General features: G+C 56.1%; 17 protein-coding genes and 1 tRNA gene. 8 read left to right on the forward strand and 10 right to left on the reverse strand.

Translation table 11 applies throughout. The annotated features are described in order from the left end of the window. Positions 1-31: 31 nt before the first annotated feature. Positions 32-2824: a bifunctional aconitate hydratase 2/2-methylisocitrate dehydratase gene (locus ACR0J7_RS12230; RefSeq protein ID WP_480914414.1), complete on the forward strand. Its 2793-nt coding sequence runs from the start codon at positions 32-34 to the stop codon at positions 2822-2824. 151 nt (positions 2825-2975) lie between these two features. Here ACR0J7_RS12230 and ACR0J7_RS12235 read toward each other — a convergent pair whose 3' ends face one another. After that, on the reverse strand, positions 2976-3434 hold the full coding sequence (locus ACR0J7_RS12235; protein ID WP_480914416.1) for an Lrp/AsnC family transcriptional regulator: 459 nt from the start codon (positions 3432-3434) through the stop codon (positions 2976-2978). 119 nt (positions 3435-3553) lie between these two features. On the opposite strand from ACR0J7_RS12235, the gene ACR0J7_RS12240 reads away from it, so the two are divergent. Then, positions 3554-4354 carry a phenylalanine 4-monooxygenase gene (locus tag ACR0J7_RS12240; protein ID WP_480914418.1) on the forward strand — a complete coding sequence of 267 codons (801 nt, stop codon included), beginning with the start codon at positions 3554-3556 and terminating at the stop codon, positions 4352-4354. A gap of 16 nt (positions 4355-4370) precedes the next feature. Here ACR0J7_RS12240 and ACR0J7_RS12245 read toward each other — a convergent pair whose 3' ends face one another. The 3 genes from ACR0J7_RS12245 to ACR0J7_RS12255 form a co-directional block, all read right to left on the reverse strand. After that, a complete protein-coding gene (locus tag ACR0J7_RS12245; protein ID WP_480914420.1) occupies positions 4371-4892 on the reverse strand; it encodes an N-acetyltransferase family protein in 522 nt (173 codons plus the stop codon). Continuing rightward, a complete protein-coding gene (locus ACR0J7_RS12250; RefSeq protein ID WP_480914422.1) occupies positions 4889-5443 on the reverse strand; it encodes a helix-turn-helix domain-containing protein in 555 nt (184 codons plus the stop codon). The genes ACR0J7_RS12245 and ACR0J7_RS12250 overlap by 4 nt, the downstream gene beginning before the upstream one ends. Before the next feature lie 117 nt (positions 5444-5560). Next, the gene (locus ACR0J7_RS12255; RefSeq protein ID WP_480483955.1) at positions 5561-6577 is read right to left on the reverse strand and encodes a Fe(3+) ABC transporter substrate-binding protein; all 1017 of its coding nucleotides are present in this window, start codon (positions 6575-6577) and stop codon (positions 5561-5563) included. Between the two features lie 283 nt (positions 6578-6860). On the opposite strand from ACR0J7_RS12255, the gene ACR0J7_RS12260 reads away from it, so the two are divergent. Beyond that, positions 6861-7184 carry a SemiSWEET transporter gene (locus tag ACR0J7_RS12260; protein ID WP_267365035.1) on the forward strand — a complete coding sequence of 108 codons (324 nt, stop codon included), beginning with the start codon at positions 6861-6863 and terminating at the stop codon, positions 7182-7184. A gap of 64 nt (positions 7185-7248) precedes the next feature. Here the strand turns inward: ACR0J7_RS12260 and ykgO are convergent, their stop codons facing one another. Further along, complete coding sequence (ykgO, locus tag ACR0J7_RS12265; protein WP_008755722.1) at positions 7249-7374, reverse strand: type B 50S ribosomal protein L36; 126 nt, start codon at positions 7372-7374, stop codon at positions 7249-7251. Positions 7375-7464: 90 nt separating this feature from the next. Next, positions 7465-7539 (reverse strand) — tRNA-Val (locus tag ACR0J7_RS12270). A 149-nt stretch (positions 7540-7688) separates the two neighbouring features. On the opposite strand from ACR0J7_RS12270, the gene ACR0J7_RS12275 reads away from it, so the two are divergent. Beyond that, positions 7689-8549 (forward strand): N-formylglutamate amidohydrolase, encoded by an 861-nt coding sequence (locus tag ACR0J7_RS12275; RefSeq protein ID WP_480774002.1) that lies wholly within the window; start codon positions 7689-7691, stop codon positions 8547-8549. Positions 8550-8551: 2 nt separating this feature from the next. On the opposite strand, the gene ACR0J7_RS12280 is transcribed toward ACR0J7_RS12275, so the two are convergent. Together ACR0J7_RS12280 and pyrF are read right to left on the reverse strand one after the other, a co-directional pair. Beyond that, the gene (locus ACR0J7_RS12280; protein ID WP_480914424.1) at positions 8552-9805 is read right to left on the reverse strand and encodes a DNA polymerase IV; all 1254 of its coding nucleotides are present in this window, start codon (positions 9803-9805) and stop codon (positions 8552-8554) included. 350 nt (positions 9806-10155) lie between these two features. Continuing rightward, positions 10156-10860 carry an orotidine-5'-phosphate decarboxylase gene (pyrF, locus tag ACR0J7_RS12285; protein WP_480774004.1) on the reverse strand — a complete coding sequence of 235 codons (705 nt, stop codon included), beginning with the start codon at positions 10858-10860 and terminating at the stop codon, positions 10156-10158. 140 nt (positions 10861-11000) lie between these two features. Here pyrF and ACR0J7_RS12290 point away from each other — a divergent pair, with 140 nt between their 5' ends. Further along, positions 11001-11318: a hypothetical protein gene (locus ACR0J7_RS12290; RefSeq protein ID WP_209599181.1), complete on the forward strand. Its 318-nt coding sequence runs from the start codon at positions 11001-11003 to the stop codon at positions 11316-11318. A 125-nt stretch (positions 11319-11443) separates the two neighbouring features. Next, entirely contained in the window at positions 11444-14062 is a 2619-nt protein-coding gene (gene clpB, locus ACR0J7_RS12295; RefSeq protein WP_267365020.1) for an ATP-dependent chaperone ClpB, read from the forward strand. Between the two features lie 52 nt (positions 14063-14114). Here the strand turns inward: clpB and ACR0J7_RS12300 are convergent, their stop codons facing one another. Together ACR0J7_RS12300 and ACR0J7_RS12305 are read right to left on the reverse strand one after the other, a co-directional pair. Further along, positions 14115-14738, reverse strand: coding sequence for a class I SAM-dependent methyltransferase (locus tag ACR0J7_RS12300; protein ID WP_480488071.1), 624 nt, complete (start codon positions 14736-14738; stop codon positions 14115-14117). Between the two features lie 97 nt (positions 14739-14835). After that, entirely contained in the window at positions 14836-15651 is an 816-nt protein-coding gene (locus ACR0J7_RS12305) for a cyclase family protein (protein WP_267365017.1), read from the reverse strand. A gap of 379 nt (positions 15652-16030) precedes the next feature. Between ACR0J7_RS12305 and msrP the strand changes: the two genes are divergently transcribed. Then, on the forward strand, positions 16031-16933 hold the full coding sequence (gene msrP, locus ACR0J7_RS12310; RefSeq protein WP_480539374.1) for a protein-methionine-sulfoxide reductase catalytic subunit MsrP: 903 nt from the start codon (positions 16031-16033) through the stop codon (positions 16931-16933). Positions 16934-16937: 4 nt separating this feature from the next. Further along, on the forward strand, positions 16938-17552 hold the full coding sequence (gene msrQ, locus ACR0J7_RS12315) for a protein-methionine-sulfoxide reductase heme-binding subunit MsrQ (RefSeq protein ID WP_480587089.1): 615 nt from the start codon (positions 16938-16940) through the stop codon (positions 17550-17552). Positions 17553-17844 lie beyond the last annotated feature (292 nt).

The raw sequence follows: 17844 nt of genomic DNA on the forward strand, positions 1-17844 counted from the left end.
CCAGCGCACCAGCTAAATGGTCGGAACCGTCATGAGCCTATATACAGAATACCTGAACGAGATTGAGACGCGCAAAGAGCAAGGTTTGCACCCCAAACCCATTGAAGACGGTGTGCTGCTTCAGGAAATCATCGAGCAAATCAAGGATGTTGAAAACGTTCACCGCGCCGAGTCTTTGACCTATTTCATCTATAACACGCTGCCGGGGACAACCAGCGCAGCTGGTGAAAAGGCACAGTTCCTGAAAGAGATCATATTGGGTGAAGCCTCGGTCGAAGAAATCTCGCAGGCCTTCGCGTTCGAGCTGCTGTCACATATGAAAGGCGGCCCCTCGGTCGAGGTTCTGCTGGATCTGGCGCTGGGCGATGATGCGTCGATCGCAAATCAGGCGGCAGAGGTGCTGAAAACGCAGGTGTTCCTGTACGATGCGGATACCCAGCGCCTCAAGTCTGCTTTTGAGGCCGGAAACGCGATCGCAAAGGACATTCTGGAAAGCTATGCCAAGGCCGAGTTCTTTACCCGGCTGCCTGACATTGAAGAGGAAATCAAGGTTGTGACCTATGTCGCGGCCGAAGGAGACATTTCCACCGACCTTCTGTCGCCCGGTAATCAGGCGCATTCTCGTGCGGATCGGGAACTGCATGGCAAATGCATGATCACACCGGCGGCACAGGCCGAGATTCAGGATTTGCAGAAACAACACCCGGACAAACGTGTCATGCTGGTCGCCGAAAAAGGGACCATGGGCGTCGGGTCGTCGCGCATGTCCGGCGTCAACAACGTCGCCTTGTGGACCGGAACGCAAGCCAGCCCTTATGTTCCCTTTGTGAACATCGCACCAGTTGTCGCGGGAACAAACGGAATCTCACCGATCTTTCTGACCACCGTTGGCGTGACCGGAGGTATCGGCATTGACCTGAAGAACTGGGTCAAAAAGCTGGATGACGACGGCAACCCGATTCTGAACAACGACGAAAGTCCTGTCCTTGAACAGAAATACTCGGTCGAAACCGGAACCGTTCTGACCATCAACACAAAGGACAAGAAGCTTTACAACGAAGCAGGCGATAAAGAGCTTGTCGATGTATCGTCGTCCTTCACGCCGCAAAAGGTCGAATTCATCAAGGCTGGCGGCTCTTACGCGATTGTCTTTGGGAAGAAGCTGCAGACATTTGCGGCAGAAACCCTTGGCGTTGCGCTGGAATCTGCATTTGCTCCGTCCAAGGAAATCTCACACGAGGGTCAGGGCCTGACAGCTGTCGAGAAGATCTTCAACAAAAACGCGGTTGGCGTGGCTGACGGAAAGGTTCTGCACGCGGGTTCGGACGCTCGGGTTAAGGTCAATATCGTTGGGTCGCAAGACACCACTGGCCTGATGACCGCGCAGGAGCTGGAAGCTATGGCGGCAACAGTGATCTCGCCCATAGTTGATGGCGCATATCAGTCCGGGTGCCACACAGCGTCGGTTTGGGACGCAAAGGCGCAGGCGAACATTCCTAAACTGATGAAATTCATGAACAACTTTGGCCTGATCACTGCGCGTGATCCCAAGGGTGTTTACCATTCGATGACAGACGTAATCCACAAGGTGCTGAACGACATCACCGTGGACGACTGGGCCATCATCATTGGCGGCGACTCGCACACCCGCATGTCCAAGGGCGTAGCGTTTGGCGCGGATTCGGGCACCGTTGCGCTGGCGCTGGCCACCGGTGAAGCCACAATGCCGATCCCTGAATCGGTTAAGGTGACCTTCAAAGGCCAGATGGCAGACCATATGGATTTCCGCGATGTGGTTCACGCCACCCAGTCGCAGATGTTGAAGACATTCGGTGACAACGTCTTCCAGGGCCGGATCATCGAAGTTCATATCGGCACCTTGCTGGCGGATCAGGCGTTCACCTTTACCGACTGGACGGCCGAGATGAAGGCCAAGGCATCAATTTGTATTTCCGAAGATGACACGCTGATTGAATCTCTGGAGATCGCCAAAGGCCGCATCCAGATCATGATCGACAAGGGTATGGAAAACGAAGCCCAGACGCTGCAAGGTCTGATCGACAAGGCGAATGCGCGGATCGCGGAAATCAGGTCGGGTGAAAAGCCGGCCCTGAAACCTGATGAAAACGCCAAGTATTTTGCCGAACTCGTCGTTGATCTGGATGAGATCGACGAACCGATGATAGCCGATCCTGACGTGAACAATGCTGACGTATCAAAGCGTTACACCCACGACACGATCCGCCCGGTTTCCTACTACAAGGGTGAAAAGAAGGTCGATCTGGGCTTTGTCGGGTCGTGCATGGTGCACAAGGGCGATCTGATTATCGTCTCGCAGATGCTTAAGAACCTTGAAGAGGAACAGGGCACTGTCGAGTTCAAGGCCCCGCTGGTTGTTGCGGCACCAACCTACAACATCATTGATGAGCTGAAAGAAGAAGGCGAGTGGAGCATTCTCCAGAAATACTCGGGCTTTGAATTCGATGATCTGTTCCCGAAAAACAAGGCACGTACGGAATATGAAAATATCCTGTACCTTGAGCGGCCCGGCTGCAACCTTTGCATGGGGAACCAGGAAAAGGCTGCAAAAGGCGATACCGTTCTGGCGACATCCACGCGCCTGTTCCAGGGTCGTGTTGTTGAAGACTCGGATGAGAAAAAGGGTGAGTCCCTGCTGGCGTCGACACCGGTTGTCGTGCTCTCGGCCATATTGGGCCGGACCCCAACCGCCGAGGAATACAAGTCGGCGGTAAAGGGGATCGACTTGACCAAGTTTGCACCGCCGATGGAAAAACCCGCGACCGCGAAATCGGCTCACTTCTGAAGACGTTTTGAACCTTGTAAGCCCGGCCGCCAATAAGCGGTGGCCGGGCTTTTCCAACTGAATGACACTCCCAGCCTTTCGACACCTCGTCTTAGCAAGGATGGGTTATGCACCTGACACATCCGCTCAGGTTCCGTTTCGTCGGACCCTGTCAAAGAATGGGTAAAGGGCCGCGGGTCTTGGTCTGGCGAAGCACAAAGTTGCTGCGGGTGTCGCGGACAAGTCCCGATTTCAACAAGCGCTGCATGATGAAGACTTCAAGATCCTCGGGGGTTTTGGCGTAGACCTTCAGGATAAAGTCGTGATCCCCGGTGATCGAGGCGCACTCCACGATTTGCGGCTCGGTCTCGACCAGACGAAGAAACGCCGAAATGCTGTTTTCCTGATGTTCTTTCAGTGCAACGTGGACATAGGCGATGGCATTCAAGCCTACAGCCTTGGCAGAGACCTGGGCGCGATACCCTGAAACCACCCCGGACGACTCGAGGTCACGGACGCGGCGCCAGCATTGCGACGCCGATAACCCGGTCCGGTCGGCAAGCTCCTGCATTGACAGACGCCCGCTGGCCTGAAGCTCTCGCAAAATATCGATGTCGGCTGGGTGAAGCATTTGGCCCGAAAATAGCAAAATTTTGGAATGTTCCGTTCATAATACGGACGATACGCAGAATATCAAAACAAATTCTCCATGTGAGTTGAGGTATCCTGATCTCATGCAGGAGGATGCTGATGCCCAAATCGACCAAATATGTCGCCAAACTTGCGGATGAACATGGCCACATTACCTACACAGACGAAGAGAATGCGGTCTGGGCTGATCTTTACGCGGCACAGGAAGAAAATGTTCGGCGCTATATGGCACCGGAATACCTAAGCGGTCTGGCGCGGCTGGACCTGCCGAAGACCAAAGTGCCTTCTTGTGCAGAAATTTCGAAACGGTTGCTGGACCTGACCGGCTGGCGGGTGCAGCCGGTTCCGGCGCTGATTGGGTTCAAGACGTTTTTCGGGATGCTGGCGGATCGGGTTTTTCCGGCCGCCTCTTTCATCCGCTCCCGGGAAGATTTCGACTACATCGAAGAGCCGGATATCTTTCATGAGATATTCGGACATACACCGTTGTTAAGTGATCCGCGTTTTGCTGCGTTCAGCCGCGCCATCGGGCTAGCGGGAAAGCAGGCAGATGACGCGGATTATGCCTGGCTGATCAGGCTCTACTGGTTTTCAATCGAGTTTGGCCTGCGCCGCCAGAACGGTCAGATCAAGGCGCTGGGTTCAGGGTTGGCGTCGTCGCCGACAGAACTGGTCTATGCCGTGACCAGCGACATACCCGATCGTGACCCGTTTGACGTTCTGGCGATTCTGCGAACACCATACCGGATCGATATGCATCAGATGGGGTATTTTGTTCTGGATGACCCTGAAGAGTTGTTTGAGGCCGCCGAACGGGACCTGCTGGCAGATGTTCGTCGTGCGCGCCGCCTCGGGCTGTTGCCGAACAAGTTTCCCGAAAAGGTAGCCGCCGCCGAGTAGCAGGGGCCGCGTCTTTTCAAGCGTCAAGGTTTTTGTACATATAGGTTGTGGGCTCGAATTTTTGTTCAAATGGGTTCCTGCAGTAATTCGGTATTTCCCCCGCGATTTGAAACCCGAGGCTTTGATAAAGCAGCCGCGAGGGATCGGTGCTGCGCGTATCAAGTACGAGCACCGTGTGCCCCACCTCTCGCGCCCGAAAAACAAGCGCATTCATCAGGGATCGGCCTAACCCCCGCCGTCTGGCGTTGGGATGGACCAGAAGTTTCGCCACGTCGGCGCGGTGGGGTTGGTTGGGCATTGCCGCCGGGATTAGTTGAACGGTGCCTGCAATGCGGGGACCGTCATACGAAACGAACAAGTCCAGCTTACCTGACCTGAGACCGGGCTGTACGTTTTGTTGCCAGTACGCACGCGCATCGTTCAGGGTAAACGGAAGTATGTAACCTATGCTGGCCCCATCATGAACACAGGCATGCAAGATTCCAGCCAGGTCATCCAGTGCCGTGTCAAAATCGTTCTCGGTCAGGCGCGTGATCATATAAGCACCAGCAGGTAACGTGCACCACGCGACGCCCCTGTTTCAAACCGGGTCGGTCCCGACAGATGGTAGCGCAGGCAATCCCCGGCGTTCAGCGCGTGGGGAGTTCCATCAACCGTCAGAGTAAGCGCGCCGTCCATTAAGATCAGATAATGCTCTTGCCCCGATTTAGGTGGCACTTCGTAGGTAATGACCGTGTCCCGGGGCAGGTGGCATTCCAGAACCTCGGCGTTCAATCCATTTGCGGGTGGTGAAACAGCACGGCGGGTGAAGCCGGTTTCGGGGTCGCGCCACTCGGTCTGGCGTTCGAATGGAACCTTGGGGTCAAAGCTGTCTTCAACCATCATCAGCAGGCGTGAGATCGGCAGATCGTATACAGCGCACAGACGGCCTAGATTGTCGGCTGTTGGGCTGACATCCCCTTTTTCCATACGGGACAAGGTGGCGCGGCTGATCCTGCTGTGTTCGGCAAGGTAATCCAAAGACCAACCACGCCCGCGGCGCAGTTCGCTCAGGCGATTGGCGAGGCGGTTTGACAGGGTGTCAGGCATTACATCATATTGAAAAATTTTCTCATATACGAGAAAATATACAAATAAACATCACATATCAACGAAAAAGGATGCGGACAATCCGCATCCTATTCAAGAAGTCAGAGCCAAGAAGGATTACTTCCAGCCAACTTCGTTAAAGATCTTCTGCGCTTCGGGGATGTTCTTTGCAACGTCTGAAAGGTTCACGTCGTCTGCCTTGAATTCACCCAGTGCCTTGACCGACTCGGCCAGTTCGACATTTGGAACTGCCGGGAACTCGTCATTTCCCGCCGAGAAGTATTTCTGCGCCTGATCGCTGGCCAGATACTCAAGGAACAGGATCGCGTTTTCCTTGTTGGGTGCATGCGCGGCGACCCCACCACCGGATAGATTCATATGCGCGCCATAGCTGTCCTGGTTCGGGAAGACCCAGCCGATCATATCGCGGTCTGCGGACAAGCCTTTGACGTCTGTGCGAATGGAGCGCGCGAAATAGTAGGTGTTCGAAACCGCGATGTCACACTCGCCCGAAACGATGCCGCGCAACTGGTCGGTGTCACCGCCCTGCGGGTCACGCGCCATGTTGGCGACAACACCCTCGGCCCAGGACTTGGCGGCCTCAGTGCCTTCATGTGTGATGATCGATGCCAGCAGGGTCTGGTTGTAGGTGTTGGTCGAAGACCGGATACAGACCATTCCCTTGTATTCCGGTTTTGCCAGATCAGCGTAGGTGGCCGGCGGGTTGGTCACGTTTTCCTTGTCGAAAAAGATGATCCGACCGCGTTGCGAGAAACCAAACCACTGATTGTCGCTGTCCTGCAGGTTGGCTGGAATGCGCTCTTCCAGTGTAGCGCTGTCGATTGATTGCAGGACACCTGCATTCTTGGCCCGCGCCAGACGCGACGTGTCCACGGTCAGCATCACATCGGCAGGTGAGTTCGCGCCTTCCGCTTCCATCCGGGCAATCAGTTCATCCGCTTTGCCTTCGATCCTGTTGATCTTGATGCCGGTTGCGTCTTCAAAGTCGGTATACAGCCGTTCGTCGGTGTCATAGTGGCGCGACGAATAGAGGTTTAGTTCGCCCTCGGCGGCGGCAGAGGTTGCGATCAGTGCCGACAGCGCGGCGGCCAGGCAGGTCGTGGATTTCAGCATTGTGTGCCTCAACAATTGAATTTCGGGTCGGTCATTAATCCGACTGATTTTCTCAATTATACGATTCTGGGCGGGATGCAAGTAAATCCGACTGATTTACTTGGTCAAAAGGTCGCTAGTGACGTTCATTATGCGATGCTCTGAAGGCATACGAGGGGCGGAAGGTTGGTGGTAACGTGGTCGAGGGACTTGGTCCAAGCGCTTCTAGCGGATATTTTGGCAAGACAGATTGTCCGAGAAAAAGAATATGCTGTCTTATTCACTTAAAGGAAGAACGTGAGATATGCCCGAAACACTGGCTGAAAAATTGGAGAAATCTAACCTTGGCCATTGGATGTCGCGCTTTGAAGGGTTCATGGTTTTTATTGGTGTGGTTGGTCCTTTTGCCACACTGCCGCAGCTCGTGAAGCTGTATTTGACGCATTCGCACCATGCCTCGGGACAGTCCTTGTTGTCTTGGTCGCTATATACCGCCTTATCCCTGCTTTGGTTTGCTTACGGCTTGGTTGTTGGAAAGCTTCCAATCTATGTCGGCAACGGGATTTCGATGGTTCTGAACTTTCTTATGGTCGTGGGCATTCTGATCCATGCAGGGATTACATTTTAGGCGCGGGTAGAACAAAAAAACCGCACTCGAAGGTGCGGTTTCTTTAAGCAGTGATGTGCAGTTCTTAGCCCTGACGAGCTTTGAACTTGCGCTGCGTCTTGTTGATCACGTAGACGCGGCCTTTGCGACGCACAATCCGGCAGTCGCGGTGCCGGTTCTTGAGCGAGCGGAGCGAGTTCTTGACCTTCATGGTCTGTCTCCAATCTGCGGCGCCTTCATCAAGGACGTGGCCAGCGCCTGGGTTACTCGGGTGCCCCGGACAACCGGAACAGTGAAACGATGGTGGGCGGTACAAGGATCGAACTTGTGACCCCTTCGATGTCAACGAAGTGCTCTACCGCTGAGCTAACCGCCCACTTTCCCTTTGCGTACCTTGCCCCATAACGAAATGGGGCGCGGATCCCCGCGCCGGTAGCGGGGTCTATAAAAGGAGTCGCAAAAGGGTTCAAGGGGTTTGGAAGAACAATTTTTCCGGTCTATGTTGATTACGAACACGGAGGGATCATGCAAAGCGCAGCCTATGTATTGGATATGCCCGAAAACCGCACCTCGTGCGTGGTTTTTTCATCGCCACACAGCGGGCGGGAGTATCCTGAGGCATTTCTGAACCGGTCCGTGTTGAACCGGAGCGTGATTCGATCCTCAGAAGACGCCTTTGTTGATCAGTTGTTCGCGCCCGCGGCGGAAAACGGTGCCCCTATGATCAAGGCGGCCATGCCACGTGCCTATCTGGATTTGAACCGCAGCCTGGATGAGCTTGACCCGGCCTTGATCAGCGGTGCCCGCAGGCACGGGCATAATCCAAGGGTCGCGTCAGGGCTGGGGGTGATTCCCCGCGTAGTTGCCAACGGTCGGGCAATCTATCGCGGCAAACTTACCATGGACGAAGCGCGCCTGCGCATCGACACCTATTGGCGCCCTTATCATGCGCGGTTGAAATCCCTGCTGGCCGAATCACACGAGATGTTCGGACAGGCAATTCTGGTGGACTGCCACTCGATGCCGCACGAGGCGGTGGCCATGGCGGGCACTGCGCGCGGAAGGCGGCCCGAGATCGTGCTGGGCGACCGGTTTGGCGCGTCCGCGTCGTCAGAGGTCGTCGATATCATTGAAGCCGCTTTCGCGGCAGCGGGACTCAACGTGGCACGCAATGCGCCTTTTGCCGGAGCATATGTGACGCAAACCTATGGTCGTCCCGGTCGCCAGCAGCACGCTGTTCAGATCGAGATCGATCGCGCTTTGTACATGGACGAAGAAAAAATCGCGCCCAATGCCAATTTCATGGCGTTCTCGAAGCTGCTCAGGCAGGTGGTTCGCGAGATTTCCAGCCTGGGTGCGAGCCCAGAGCGTCTGGCGGCGGAGTAGCTTCAGCGCAGCGCACGGCCCTTCATGATTGCTTCGGCCCCGAACCGCTGGCGAATCTCGTCCGTGGCCCGTTCGGCCTTGGATCTGCGGGCAGCATCCGGATCCAGCAAGTCGCCGGAAATATCCGCCTGATCCGCCGGGCAAAGGTCGGACAAACCACAGCCCAACAATCGATATGGCCCTTGATCGCCAACCTTATCGAACAGGCCCCGGGCCGTGCGGTAAATCCGGTCGGCAATCTGTGTCGCATCCCGCAAGGATACGCGCCGCGTCAGGATCTTGTGATTGGCTTTCTTCAGTTTCAACGTGACAACCCGACCAGCCAGATCCTTTGCCTTGGCGCGATCCGACACTTTCAAGGCCATCCGCCACAAATGGCCGTCCAGAATATCAAGGCTCGACGTGTCTTCGAAAAATGTCGTCTCGTTGCTGATGGATTTCATCGGCTCATGCGCGGATACGCGTCGCTTGTCCTGACCTCGGGCCAAGTGCCACAGGCGATATCCCATTGAGCCGAACCGCGCGGTCAGTGCCTCCTGATTCCAGCGCAGCAAATCACTGAAAGTTCTGATCCCGGCCTGGTCCAGCGCTTCCTGCGCAGCCGGGCCAATGCCCCAGATCAACCGTACGGGTTTGTCGTTCAGAAACTCTGCCGTTTCCACCTTGCCGATCACTGAAAACCCGCGCGGTTTGTCGAGGTCCGATGCGACCTTGGCCAGAAATTTGTTGTGACTTAACCCGATAGATCCGGTGACACCAATTTCTTCCTTCATGCGCTTGACCAGACGCGCCAGCATGACGGCAGGTGGCGCGCCGTGCAGACGTTCGGTTCCCGACAGGTCCATGAAGGCTTCGTCCAGCGAAAGCGGTTCGACCACGGGTGTCAACTCATCCATCATGGCGCGGATGTCGCGCGACACCTGGGCGTAGACGGACATGCGCGGCTTGATCACGACGGCTTCGGGGCAGAGTTGCAAGGCCTTGAACATGGGCATGGCCGACCGGACACCGCGAATACGGGCAACGTAGCAGGCGGTTGAAACAACGCCGCGCTTGCCGCCGCCAATGATGACCGGTTTGTCCGCCAGTTCCGGGTTGTCACGTTTTTCCACTGAGGCATAGAAGGCATCACAATCCATATGGGCAATCGACAGGTCAAACAGTTCCGTGTGTGTCTTTACCCGCGGACTGCCACAGGCAGTACAGCGTTGTTCGTTTGACAATGTGGTCAGGCAATCTCGGCAAAGACCGGGCATCTGCGTCCTCATGCGTTCCGCAGTTGGCTTGGAGGTTCTTTATATCACCTGTGATCCTGGATCAAAGGCCCTGCTGACATGGTATGATTTGGAAAGAAGACCCCCCGCACATCGCGGGGGGAAGTAACGAACCTCAGGAAGAAGCGGTTCGTTGGGGAGTATTTCCCCTTCAGAATCTCTGAAAATCCTTAGTTTCGATAGGATGAAGGTCGTGCGGAGAAAACTCGGGTTTTGAATGTGTGTTTTCTGGCACAGAGACGATTTGGCGCGGTTTTGTCAAAAAGTGACCTAAGGTCAACTTGTTGCGCGGAAAATCCAACGTAAAACACACCTGAAAGAACCGAGCGGTTTTAGCTGACCTTCAGAGAATTTAGTTCGGAAAGAACAGCCTCAGCAGCGGCTTTTGGGTCTTTTGCCTGATAAATCGGGCGGCCGACAACGATGTGATCTGCGCCTTCCTGAATGGCGCTTGCCGGGGTGGCTACACGTTTCTGGTCGCCAAGCGCTGCGCCAGCAGGGCGCACACCAGGGGTTACGATCAGACGACCTTCAGCCTGAGGCAGAACGCGGATCAGGGCGGCTTCCTGCGGGCTGGCGATAACGCCATCAGCACCGGCTTCAAAGGCTTTGGCCGCGCGCTCAACGACCAAGTCCTGCACATCACCGGATCTCAGAAGGCTTGCGTCCAGATCGTCGCGGTTCAGCGAGGTCAGGATGGTCACGGCGAGGATCTTCAGGTCTTTACCCGCAGCACCTTCTTTGGCAGCGCGCACCACATGAGGGTCACCATGCACGGTCAGAAAATCCAGATCGAATTGCGCCAATCCCCGCACGGCATTTTCAACTGTGTTGCCAATGTCGAATAACTTCATATCCAGGAAGATGCGCTTGCCGTGATCCTGTTTCAGTTCGTTGGCCAATGCCAGCCCGCCACCGGTCAGCATACCCAGCCCGATCTTATAGAAAGAAACACTGTCCCCCAAACGTTCTGCCATGGCCAACCCTTGCAGAGCGTTGGGAACATCAAGGGCTACGATCAGGCGGTCATCAGACATGGGGGGCGCTCCTTTTTGGCAAACGTCTGCGTCCTAGCGGCTTCGGGCCGCTCTGTCCATCTGCTAAGCCGCGCAGGCAGCTTCAAATCGTGTTATCGTGCTCTGTATTGAAAACTCGAATTCAAAATAAGGGGCGACAAATGAAAAAGCTGGTTTTGTTGGGCGCGTTGATTGCACTGGCCGCATGTAATGAAACGCCGCCCGAGGAGACGGATACAGGGGCTGCACCTGTGCCGACCAATGACGATTTGCGTTTGGTTGGTGGTTACAGGTCCGAGGATGATTGGTGTCAACTTACTGGTGAAACGGCGTTTACCGGCAATTTCCTGGACCATACGGCAGATCTGGTTTCTTGCCCGACGGGAAGTGCGGCAGCCCAATCTTTGGTGAATGATCTGGGTGCCGTTCAGGTCGCCGAGACCGGTGGTTATTCAGTCTATACCATCCAGCGCGAATAGGTCGATTTCTGTGTTTTAGCCTCTTGAACCACCGAAGATATTTCCCAGATTGAATGTGAGGCTTCGACCGACATGTGCTGCCAGGCGGGCATGTCAAAACGGGGCGCTTGGAAAAGGAGAACATCATGGACTTGAACAAGTTCACCGAGCGGGCACGGGGATTCGTGCAGGCGGCGCAGACCATTGCGCTGCGCGAAGGGCACCAGAGGCTGGAGCCCACACATATACTCAAAGCATTGATGGATGACGATCAGGGGTTGGCCAGTAACCTGATTTCGCGCGCGGGCGGTGCACCGAACCGCGTGGTTGAGGCGCTGGACGCGGCAATGGGGAAAATCCCTAAGGTCAGCGGTGACGCCAGCCAGATTTACATGGACGGCCAGACCGTCAAGGTTCTGGACGAGGCCACAAAAATAGCTACCAAAGCGGGCGACAGCTTCGTCCCTGTCGAACGTGTTCTGATGGCACTGTGCATGGTGAAGTCCAAGGCCAAGGATGCGTTGGACGCTGGAGCCGTATCAGCGCAAAAACTGAACGAGGCGATCAACGACATTCGCAAGGGTCGCACTGCTGACAGCGCGTCGGCGGAAGAAGGCTATGACGCGCTCAAGAAGTACGCGCGTGACCTGACCGAGGCTGCAGCCGAAGGCAAAATTGATCCGATCATCGGTCGGGATGAGGAAATCCGCCGTTCGATGCAGGTTCTGTCGCGTCGCACCAAAAACAACCCGGTTCTGATTGGTGAGCCCGGCGTCGGTAAGACCGCGATTGCCGAAGGTATGGCCCTGCGCATCGTGAACGGTGACGTTCCGGAATCGCTGAAGGACAAGAAGCTGCTGGCGCTCGACATGGGTGCTTTGATTGCTGGCGCGAAATACCGTGGCGAGTTCGAAGAACGCCTCAAGGCCGTTCTGACCGAGGTGACTGAAGCCGCGGGTGAGATCATCCTGTTCATCGACGAGATGCACACGCTGGTCGGTGCCGGGAAATCGGACGGTGCAATGGATGCCGCCAATCTGATCAAGCCTGCGCTTGCCCGGGGTGAGCTGCATTGTATCGGTGCGACCACGCTGGATGAGTATCGCAAATACGTAGAAAAAGACGCTGCCCTTGCGCGCCGGTTCCAGCCTGTAATGGTACAGGAGCCGACAGTCGAAGATACGATCAGCATCCTGCGCGGCATCAAGGAAAAGTACGAGTTGCACCACGGTGTGCGCATCTCGGATTCAGCGCTTGTTTCAGCGGCGACCCTGTCGCACCGCTATATCACTGACCGCTTTCTGCCCGACAAAGCCATCGACCTTGTCGACGAGGCCGCATCGCGTCTGCGGATGGAGGTCGACAGCAAGCCCGAGGAACTCGATCAACTCGACCGGAACATCCTGCAGATGCAGATCGAGGAAGAGGCGCTGAAGCTTGAAGATGACGCGGCCTCGAAAGATCGTCTGGAAACCTTGCAAAAGGACCTGGCCGATTTGCAGGAACGATCCGCCGAGATGACAGCACAATGGCAGGCCGAACGCGACAAGCTGGCGGGGGCCCGTGACCTGAAGGAACAGCTCGACAAGGCGCGCGCTGATCTTGAGATCGCCAAGCGTGAAGGCAACCTCGCCAAAGCGGGGGAATTGTCCTATGGCGTCATCCCCGAGCTTGAAAAAAAGCTGACCGAGGCCGAGAACGCCGAAAGCAATGGTATGATGGCCGAGGAAACAGTGCGCCCTGAACAGATTGCTTCCGTCGTGGAGCGCTGGACCGGTATCCCGACCTCGAAAATGCTGGAAGGTGAGCGCGAGAAGCTGCTGCGGATGGAAGACGCTCTGCATTCCCGCGTGATCGGTCAGGATGCAGCGGTGACTGCTGTCGCCAACGCCGTGCGCCGTGCGCGTGCGGGTCTGAATGACGAAGGCCGCCCGCTGGGATCGTTCCTGTTCCTCGGGCCGACCGGCGTGGGTAAGACCGAGCTGACCAAGGCCGTGGCGAATTTCCTGTTCGATGACGACAATGCGATGGTGCGTATCGATATGTCCGAGTTCATGGAGAAACACGCGGTTGCCCGTCTGATCGGGGCTCCTCCGGGCTATGTCGGTTATGACGAAGGCGGTGTGCTGACCGAAGCCGTGCGGCGCAGGCCCTATCAGGTCGTGCTGTTTGACGAGGTTGAAAAGGCGCACCCGGATGTGTTCAACGTGCTGTTGCAGGTTCTGGATGATGGGGTTCTGACCGATGGTCAGGGCCGCACCGTGGACTTCAAGCAGACGCTGATCATCCTGACGTCGAACCTTGGGTCTCAGGCGCTCAGCCAGTTGCCCGATGGCGCGGACAGCGCGCAGGCACGCCGTGACGTGATGGATGCGGTGCGGGCACATTTCCGGCCCGAGTTCCTGAACCGTCTGGACGAAACGATCATCTTTGACCGCCTCAAGCGGGCCGATATGGATGGCATCGTCGATATCCAGATGGCGCGTCTGCAAAAGCGCCTGGCGGCCCGCAAGATCGAACTGGCCCTGGACGATGGTGCCAAGGAATGGCTGGCCAATGAAGGCTATGACCCTGTCTTCGGAGCCCGCCCGCTGAAACGCGTGATTCAGCGCGCCCTGCAGAACCCGCTGGCCGAAGCGCTGTTGGCCGGTGAGATCAAGGATGGTGAGGTTGTCCCGGTAACCGCCGGGGCTGATGGCTTGATCATCGGTGACCGGTTGGGGACGTCAGAACGGCCCCGCCCGGATGATGCAGTGGTGCATTGATTTAGGCACAAACGGAAGACCCGCCGCATTGGCGGGTCTTTTTTGTCTGCATCTACGCTCTTCGACGCGCCAAAATTCCCCGGCTTGTCCGGGATGGTGGGCCTGCGGGGAATGAGTACTCGCTTTCGCATTCAAAGCCAGCTTTGTGCAATAGTCCCAGAATTTCTTCTCTGCCGAATGTGCGATGGCGCCATTGCAGCCAGATGATTGCATTGCACCAATGCGGCTTTGACACCACCAGATACAAACGACCGCCAGGGCGCATCATATCGTGAATCTTCTCAAGTGCGCGCAACGGATCGGGGCAATGTTCGATGACATGCGCAGCCAGTGCCACATTAGCAGGTTCCAGAACGACAGACCCTAACAATCCCTGCACAAGTCTTGGCTCGACACCCCGCGCCTGTAGCGCGCTTTGACCCTGTTTCAACATGGCTTGACTGGGTTCGAGAAGGGTTATTTCGACGGGTGACCCGTGAATAGCGACCCAGGCTTCTGCAAACGAGGCCGTCCCGGCACCGATATCAACAACCCGACTGTTATGCTCTGTCGCGAGCTGACTTGCTGACAGAAAACCAAGATACGCATCGTAATAACCAAGAGCACGCATCTTATCCCGCCATTTTGGTGCAGCGGTATCATAGCGCCGTGTGGTGTCAGACTTGGTCTTGCCCATTGGCTGGCTTGCTCTCAGTGCCTACCACTCATGGAATGCGCAGATGGAAACTGACCCACTGAAGAAAGCGGGCCAGTTTCGCCAAACGTCAGTTTCATCAGATCAGCGCAAGTATCCGCGCCGGACCTCCGGTGCCGCCTGCGTGTTTCGGTGCGCCAATAACAAGTGTTGCGCCTGACGCGGGTACCTGATCCAGATTGGCCAGGCATTCGATCCCGAACCGGCCGGATGGCAACCAGGCATAATGGGTGGCGAAATCCGCAGACATGCCGTGATCCAGTGACAAGGTGTCAACGGCAATAGACCGGGCTCCGGTTTCCTCCATCAGCATCTGCGCAGCTTCAACGTGAAAGCCCGGGTAATGCTGCGCTTCACCGTCGAAATTGCGGAACGCGTCCGTTGCCGTTTTGCCAGCCCACCCAGAGTGCATGGCGACACAAGCGCCGTCTGGTATATCGCCATTGGTGGCTATCCAGGCTTTCAGGTCATCAGGGGTTAAACGCGTATCGGCGTCTTCTGCTGCGCGGGCAGCGATATCGACCACGCAAAGTGGTGCGACCAGATCTGAAACCGGGATTTCATCGACCGAAGCCCCATCCGCAGAAAAGTGCAGCGGGGCATCTATATGCGTGCCCGTATGCTCATTGATTGACAAATTGAACAGATTGAATCCGTGCTCCGCGAAATTGAATGCCTGTTCGGCCGAGATACCCGGCTCTCCGCCCCAGGTCGGGAACTCCGGGCTGAGCGTGTGGGTCATGTCTTGGACACCGCCATGCCCCGCGGCCAGTGCGGCCGGTGCCATAGCCCCGGTTGCGGCAGCCGCAACACCCGATGCCGCCGCGGCTTTGAAGAACCCGCGCCGGGACAGCATCCTGTCTTTTACGGCGTTCATTACACAGATATCACACATTTTTCGTCCTCCCATTGCGGCCACGCGGCTGCAAAAACAGGCCCGCCACACTGTTGATCGCGTATGGTGCCTGTCTGACAGAGTGCAGTTTTGGACCCGCAGTTGTAAAGACTGCAGGCAGACAACCCGGCTGTTGCCCTCCGTTCAGAGCCAGCTCTGAGTGAATCGTATATCCCCAACGAAATGTTCGAGCACTGAGAGTTGGCTCAGGTCGTGACAACCGCTGAAAGCGGGCAGAGCGCGGCACAATCCGCCTGTCTGGGCCTGTCGCCACTCGGAACGTTACAATCACGTCGCTCAAACGTGACGCCTGTTTCCATGGGTCTGTGCTATCAGCACCCTAAGTCTGTAATGACAAACAAATACGACGGAGACCTAGATGGCGCATCGCTGGACCAATACATTAACACATGCCGACGTCACCCCACGGGCGTCCTTCCTGAACCGTCGGCAGGTCATGGCCGGGATGGCGGGTGTTGGTGTGGCGGCAATGGGCCAACCAGCTGCGGCGCAGGATGCGCTGGAGCCGAACACCTGGGATGAGATCACGAGTTACAACAATTATTATGAGTTCGGGACCGGAAAAGATGACCCGGCGAAATATGCGCATACGCTGGTGACCGAACCCTGGAGCGTAAAGATTGACGGTCTGGTCGATCGTCCTGGTGAGTATGATTTCAAGGACATCCTGTCCGAGATGACGATCGAAGAACGCATCTATCGCTTCCGTTGCGTTGAAGCCTGGTCGATGGTCGTACCATGGAACGGGTTCGAACTGGCCGATCTTCTGAAAATGGCGGGGGTGAAAGACGGCGCGAAATACGTAGCGTTCGAAACGGCCCACCGCCCGGATGAGATGCCGGGAACGCGCTATCCCATTCTGGAATGGCCCTATCGCGAGGGTTTGCGCCTGGACGAGGCGATGCATCCGCTGACGATCATGGCCACTGGTATCTATGACAAGCCGATTCCAAATCAGAACGGCGCGCCTTTGCGTCTGGTCGTACCGTGGAAATACGGGTTCAAATCGATCAAGTCGATTGTCCGGATCACGCTTGTTGAAGAAGAGCCGCCCACGAGTTGGAATATGGCCAATTCGCGAGAATACGGTTTTTATAGTAATGTAAACCCGAACGTTGATCATCCGCGCTGGTCGCAAGCCTCCGAACGTGAAATCGGCGGCGGCCTGTTTGCCTCGCGCAAACCGACGCTGATGTTCAACGGTTATGAAGAAGAGGTCGCCAGCCTTTATGAAGGTATGGATTTGGCCAGGAACTACTAGAATCATGCAGGCCATCAATCAGACACTCCGGCGTATTCCGGTATGGGCCGTTTATCTGATGGGCGCGCTGCCCGCGCCCTGGCTGTTCTATCTTGGCCTGACTGGCGGTTTGGGAATCGAACCGATTGAGGCGCTGGAACACCGCTACGGCGAACTGGCTTTACAGTTGCTGATTGCCGGGCTGGCCATCACATCCTTGCGCCGATTTGTGGGCTTGAACCTGGTGAAGTTCCGTCGGGCCATTGGGGTGCTGACTTTTGTATATGTCAGCCTGCATCTCCTTGTCTGGCTGGTTCTGGACGTTCAGCTTCCCAGCCAGATTTGGGCGGATATCCTCAAGCGTCCTTATATTACCGTTGGAATTGGGGCGTTTCTTTTGCTGTTGCCTCTGACGGCAACATCCAACAACTGGTCGGTGCGCCGACTGGGGCCGCGTTGGCGCAGGCTGCATTGGCTGGTGTACCCGGCCGCTTTGCTGGGCGGCCTGCATTACGTGATGCTGGCAAAAGGGTTTCAGATCGAGCCGCTGATCTATTTGGCAGCTATAGTCATCCTTCTTGCCCTTAGGTTGCCGATTCCAAGCCTGTCACTCCAGTCCAACACAGCAGATTCTGCCTGACTCGGAAGCGAGTCTGTGAGTAACATTGTAAACAAGGCGTTAAAGTGCGGAACCCCATCTGTGTTTTCGACGATTCCGGCGCGCTTCGGCCTGATTGTGAATGGTTAACATGTTGAAAATAAATAATTATTTTTGAAATCGGCATTTTCTTTTGTTTTCGTGCATTTTCCGCTTGCGGGTTTTGAGAGTAATACTTAGAACCCCCTTCACCGGCGCAACTGAGGTTGGCCTGACGGACTGGAAAGACGGTTGAGACGCACCGGAGAGACGGTGGGCATCTGAGGTTGAGGTT

This window comes from Ruegeria sp. O4, from assembly GCF_056535125.1.